Annotated in this window: 2 protein-coding genes; both read left to right on the top strand. The window is 33.1% G+C overall.

Features of this window, described 5'->3' with window-relative positions; all coding sequences use genetic code 11:
• The first annotated feature begins 146 nt into the window (after positions 1–146).
• On the top strand, positions 147–851 hold the full coding sequence (gene rsmI, locus J7J33_06265; GenBank protein ID MCD6168881.1) for a 16S rRNA (cytidine(1402)-2'-O)-methyltransferase: 705 nt from the start codon (positions 147–149) through the stop codon (positions 849–851).
• Positions 852–1,112: 261 nt separating this feature from the next.
• Positions 1,113–5,894 carry a DUF3883 domain-containing protein gene (locus J7J33_06270; protein MCD6168882.1) on the top strand — a complete coding sequence of 1,594 codons (4,782 nt, stop codon included), beginning with the start codon at positions 1,113–1,115 and terminating at the stop codon, positions 5,892–5,894.
• Positions 5,895–6,074 lie beyond the last annotated feature (180 nt).

The raw sequence follows: 6,074 nt of genomic DNA on the forward strand, positions 1-6,074 counted from the left end.
CTGAATCACTGGGGCCATAGCCCAACGGTAAAAGCTGTAGAGAGCCAAAGTTGCGTTTTATTATTTGAAAAATCACTGTAAAGAAGATGTAAAGGCAAGATTTGATGTTATAGCCATAGATAATGATAAAATAGAGCTTATTCGTAATGCCTACAGTCTGTGAGTCTGGCACCCTTTATGTAGTAGCCACGCCTATTGGTAACCTCGAGGATATTACCTTGCGAGCCCTTCATATTTTAAAAACAGTAGATTTAATCGCTGCCGAAGATACCAGGCAAACAAAGAAATTATTATCTCATTATGGGATAAAAAGACCGATGTTAAGTTATCGTGAAGAGAATAAAGAAAAACAGGGTAAGAAAATTTTAGAACTACTTAAAAGAGGGAAAAATGTAGCTATAGTTTCTGACGCAGGGACTCCTTGTATTTCAGACCCAGGTGTGCATTTGGTAAATTTGAGCTTTCAAATGGGAATAAAGATAGTTCCTTTACCCGGACCTTCGGCCTTAATTACTGCCCTTAGTGTTTGTGGTTTACCTATCCAGCCCTTTGTTTTTTTAGGATTTCTTCCTCAACGGCCAAATCGACGTAAGAAGTTATTACTTAGTCTTAAAGAGACTCCTTATGCTATTGTATTTTATGAGTCTCCATATCGTTTTAAAAAAACCTTAGAAATATTAGCTGAAATTTTTCCTCAAAGAGAAATAGTTATTGCTAGAGAATTAACCAAATTCCATGAGGAGATTGTTAGGGGTAAAGCAACAGAACTTTGGCCACAGTGGAGGGAAAGAGAAGTCAAAGGAGAAATTACTGTGATTGTGGCTGGAAAGGCTAAATCTGTGACTGATTAATCTGCGATTGATTTTTGGATACCTGTCGGCAGACAGGCAGACAGGGAGAGACAGGGCAGTAAATGCTTACAAAAATGCAATATAAAAAATTATTTACAAATCTTAAGGATCATGATAACTGTTTAAATAATGAAGCAGTCAGGAAAAATCAGTAAAGTGTTAATTTCCACTTTACAACTGATATAAACGAGTTAAGTGACATTGCCTTCGGCATCGCAAGGCTGTGAGCGATTATAAATAAATTAGGGTAAGAGGATAAATATGGCAGAGCCAAAACAAATCGTTGAGGAAATTAGAAGAGAAAGATTTGGGATTGGGCTTGATACTGAAAATTTGCCATCCGACATAAAAGCTGCATTAGAAGATAAAAAAGAAATTTTGAAAGAGGCCTCTAAACTCGCTAGAGAAATTCATACAAAAAATCCTCATTTTATCTTTGAATTGATTCAGAATGCAGAGGATAATGAATATGATAAAAACTCTATACCAACTATTAAATTTATTATAGATTCCGATCGCTTAATAATTCAAAACAATGAATGCGGACTTGAAAAGGAAAATGTTTGGAAATTGTGTAGCATAGGTGGATCAACTAAAACAAAAGCATTGGGTTACATTGGTGAAAAAGGTATTGGATTTAAATCTGTTTTTATGGTTTCTGACAAGGTAGAGATTTGTTCGAACGGCTTTCAATTTCAATTTTGGCACAGTAAAGAAAATCCGTTATGGGAAAAATGGGAACATGCAACAATGATACTCCCTGAATGGATCAATGAAGTTCCAGATTTTATTGATTCTAAACAAACAAATATTGTTCTATATCTTAAGCCTGAAATAAGAAATGAGATAAGCAAGTATATTGAAGAAATTCACCCATCGCTTTTGCTATTTCTCAAAAAGTTGAAGGTAATTGAAGTTGAGGAAGAAGATGGAAATAAAATTAAAAAGATAAAACTCCATGAGAAAGATGGAATAGTTGAGATTGTTTATGAAGAATGTAAAAGTTATTGGAAAGTAATTAAAAAGTTATTTAAGGTTTCACAGGATATAGATGAAGAAAGACGAAGAGGTGTTACTGAAACAGAGATTATTTTGGCATTTCCCTTAAAAGAAGATTATTCTGCAAATACTTCTGAAGAGCAATATGTCTTTGCATTCCTCCCTATCCGCAAATATGGATTTAAGTTCATTATCCAAGCCGACTTCCTTTTACCAATAACTCGTGAAGACATAATTAAAGATAATAAATGGAGCAAATGGCTGAGAGATTCCATCATTGAAGTGTTTTTAGATGCTGTTAGTAAATTTAAAAATGATGAAAAATTAAAATACAGTTTTTATGATTATCTTCCCGTTGAGGAGGTTAAAGACGCTTTCTTTTTACCTATGGTAAAGCAAATATATGAGAAATTTAAAGAAGAAGAGTGCATTTTAACCGAAGCGAATAGATGGAAAAAACCGTCTGAGGTTCTAATAGATGATGAAGAAATAAAGAAGATAATTACCAATGATGATCTACAAAAATATTTGGGGAAAGAATACTTATCAGAGAAAATAAAAGCTAAAAAACAGATTCTTAACAGATTGGGAGTTAAAGATTTTTCAATTAATGATTTAATCAAGTGTCTGGAGAACGAAGAATGGATCAAAAACCAGAATGAAGAATGGTTTGCAAGGCTATTTAATTATCTTAGTAAGGAAAACTTGTCAAAGGAACAATTAAAACGGCTAAAAAGTTTAAAGATAATAAAATTGGAAAATGGAGAGTTGACTTCTATAAGAGAAGATATTGTGTTTTTTCCTTTGGAGAAAAAGGAAACATACTGTTTTGAAAACGAGCTCAAAGTTATTGGAAAAGACATCATAGATTCTATTTCAAAATATGAAAGAGAGAAAAGGGATACCATTTTGGGATTTCTTAAAAAATTAGGGCTAAAGAAGGCGGATCCTTATGAAATCATTAAAAAACATATTTTACCTGTTTATGAGAATGGAAAATGGAAACAGAAAGATTCAAAAGTTTTAATGGGATATATCAGGTATATCAAAGATAATATAGGCAAATATGAGAAAGAAAGCGATAAAAGGTTAAATGCTAATAAATCTTCTTGGGAACCTAAAGAAGACTCATTGAAGCGACTTAAAGAATCGCTTCTTATTCGAATTGACAAAGATGATGAAGGTAAGCAATGGTATGACAAGCCAGAGAACATATATTTACCAAAGACTTATGGAAATGAAAACGATTTAGAGAAATTATTTGAAGGGATAGATGTAAATTTTGTGCATCCATGGTATATCGAGCAGGATATAAAGCACATTAATGATAAAATTACAAAATTAGAAAACAAGTTGAGTAACAAGAGATGGACAGAGCACAAAAAAGAAGTTGAAAAAATTGAGGGACAGATTGCAAAACTGAAAAATGAGAAAAATAAAAAAGTTGCAGAGTGGAAAGAGTTTTTCTTAAAAATAGGATTGTGTCAAACAATAATAGTCAAAAAGGATCCTAAAACGAAAATCGATGAAGGCTCTAGGTATGCTGACAGCGGAGTCACAAAAAAGCATATATATGCACCTGAAAAGCAAAATACCATTTGGAAGAATGAAGAGTGGAGAGACAGTGATTGGAGAGGATATTACATTGAAAATGATTGGATTTCACCGGACTTGGAGTTATTGTTGAATAAGCTAGGTACAATTAGTAACACAAAAGCTGTAACGATTTCAAAGCAACTATTAATACTAATACATAGTCATTGGGATATTTATAAAGATGGGTTAAAAATCAAGTATTATTATAGATATTATGGACAGCAGGGCTGGAGCTGGCATTTTACCAAATCAACTTTTTATTTAATATTACTAAAAAACGCATGGCTTCCAACAACTCAAAACACTTTAGCAAAGCCATCGGAGATATTTTTAGATAAACCTGAAATTCGTGAGGTTTTAGGTGATACTGTCCTATACTTAGCAGTAAAAATTGAAAATGAAGATTTTATAAAGCACCTTGGAATTAATACGCAGGCTGATCTCAACGGAGTCTTGAATTATTTAAAAGCCCTTGTTGAGCAAAAAAATAAAGATAAAGAAAAGTTTGAAAAATTATACAAATTTTTAGACGAGCATTTTGAAAAGGATGCCACTAAAGTCAAAGAGGTGTTTAGGCAAAATTCTCTGATTTTTATTCCTGATGCAGATAAAAATTACTACAGTAGCAAAGAAGTCATATGGAAAGATGTTAGCAATGTTTTTGGTAAAAACAGAATATACCTTGAGAAATATTATCCAAAATTTAAAAGATTCTTTGTGGAAAAACTTGGTATAAGCGAGAAGCCCGCACCGAAAGACTATGCGGATGTTTTGTGTTATATATCCGAAAAAAGAAAAAACGATATCTCAGAAGAAGATAAAAAAGTAATCGTAAGAATATATAAAGAACTAAATCGTAACTTAAATCCAGATAAGCTTGAAAATCTTATATCTCAGGAGAATTGGTGGAATGATTTTATCAAAAAACCAATTTTTTTCACTGATAAAGGTAAGTTCTGGTCTAACGATGGAGATATTTTCATAAACGATAATAGTGAGCTTTATGAATTATTCAAGGATGAGGAAGATATCGGTTTTCTCTGGCTACCAGATGGCTATCATCCAGATAAAATTAAATTCTTCATTAAAGCTTGTAACCTCCATTATTTATCTGAAAGTGTTGAGATCGAGCCTTTGCTAGAAGGGGCAACACATTCAAAAGATAATAAATCTACTCAAGTCATTCAAACTACTGTACCGTATGTTTTACGATATCTTTACTGGAAAGAGAATTTGGAATATGAAAAACTTAAGAAAAACGGGACACTTGGGAAAATTAGAACAATTGAAGTTTATGTTACTGACAATTTGAAAGTGGAATATTCAATAAAACTTAATGAATGGAGAACGATAAACAAAAAGGCTGAAAAAAAATGCATTTATCATAAGGACGAGAATCATATATATATGAAGAGCGATGGTGGCATCTACGACCTTGGAGTGGAGTTTTCTAAAGTATTTGGTGAAATTAAAGGTCTTGATGATTTTATAATGAACATAATGAATGATATTTCCAATGCTGAGAGCATAATGAGGGCTAAAAATATAGTGTCATTGCCTGAATCTGAAGAAGAGATTTTAAAGAAATCTTCTAGAATTAAAGAAATAAAAAAGATAGAAAAAATAGAGAAAGGATTAGAACAGCCAACTGGAACTGAAGGAGAGAAAAAGGAAGAAAGAAGGGGAGGAGGAGGAAGGATAGAAACTGGAAAAACCGCCAAAATATCAGCAGGAACGGGTGCTCTAACTGATGAAGATCAGGAAGATACTTTAGATAAAACAAAAGAGAAAGAGTGGATTCCAAAATTTTCTGCTGAGAAAATTCCCCTCCGGATAGAAGAATATGTGCCAAAGCAAGAGGCTCAAAAAGAAATTGACAAAGACGAATCTTCTACAGGGAAAATACATGTCACAGGAACATCAAAGAGTGGAGTACAACCTACAGAAATTTTGAGTAAAAAAGCAAAGAAAAATATTGGGCGAGAAGGAGAAAAATATGCTTTGTATTGTATTTTAAAGAAAAAATTAGAACACTATTTCAATTTCAAAATTGAAAGTGACATGACTTTTGAAGATCTGCTTGGGAGATATTCTCATATCATTTCAGAAAATGACCAAGGCTTTAGATTGGAAAAAGATGGGGATATAACTGTGGAAATTATTTGGTTAAATAAAAATGGAGAAAGTAGACAACATTATGACATAAAAATTGCAGAAGATGGAGACGAGATTTTTATCGAGGTCAAATCCACACCTGAATATGGAAAAGCTTGGTTTCAAGTGTCAAAAGATCAATGGAGGCTAATGAAAGAAAAGGAAGATAAATTTTATATTTATAGAGTTTATGGTGTCGGAACAGAAAATGCAAAAATAGAAAACATCCGCAATCCAGCAAAACTTTGGAAGGAGGGACATATAGACGCATATCCCATTGGTATTGAAATATAATTTGACGCTCACAGCCTTGCCCTTCGGACGTCTAACAGGTGCGTATCCAACTTCACTAACGCTCCGTTCAAATTCCTCGCTGTGCTCGGAACCTCGGATGTCCGCAAAACGTCAGGCTGTGTGATAAGTAGTTTTTTGTCCACTTTGCAAGCAAAATTCCAACTGATTTCATCCCTGCCT

The sequence above is a fragment of the Caldisericia bacterium genome, from assembly GCA_021158845.1.
GTDB lineage: Bacteria > Caldisericota > Caldisericia > B22-G15 > B22-G15 > B22-G15.

Excerpts from the sequence above, each read along its gene's own strand:
- rsmI (MCD6168881.1), top strand. The coding sequence starts at position 147 with ATGCCTACAGTCTGTGAGTCTGGCACCCTTTATGTAGTAGCCACGCCT.
- J7J33_06270 (MCD6168882.1), top strand. The coding sequence starts at position 1,113 with ATGGCAGAGCCAAAACAAATCGTTGAGGAAATTAGAAGAGAAAGATTT.